General features: G+C 71.0%; 1 protein-coding gene. It reads right to left on the bottom strand.

Translation table 11 applies throughout. The annotated features are described in order from the left end of the window. Positions 1-293: class I tRNA ligase family protein (locus L687_RS40550; protein ID WP_040569860.1), on the bottom strand; the 293-nt coding region annotated here is incomplete at both ends.

Raw genomic sequence — 293 nt, 5'->3', positions numbered from 1 at the left:
GTCCTCGAACTGTCCGAGCGACGCCGCGAGCGGTGAGACCACCGTGAAGCGTGCGAGGGGCAGGCGCACGCGCAGCTTCTCCTTCTTGCGCAGCGCGTTGCCGACGCTCGACAGCTCGCGCACCGCGTCCATCGCGTCACGGATCTCGTCCGCTGCCGGGAACTGCGTGTCGTCCGGCCAGTCGGTCAGGTGCACGCTGCGACCGCCGGTCAGGCCCTGCCACACGCGCTCGCTGACGAGCGGCACGAGAGGCGCCGCCACACGGGTGAGCGTCTCGAGCACGGTGTAGAGGG

It is taken from the genome of Microbacterium maritypicum MF109 (assembly GCF_000455825.1).
GTDB lineage: Bacteria > Actinomycetota > Actinomycetes > Actinomycetales > Microbacteriaceae > Microbacterium > Microbacterium maritypicum_A.
This window is presented reverse-complemented; position numbering and strand designations above follow the sequence as displayed.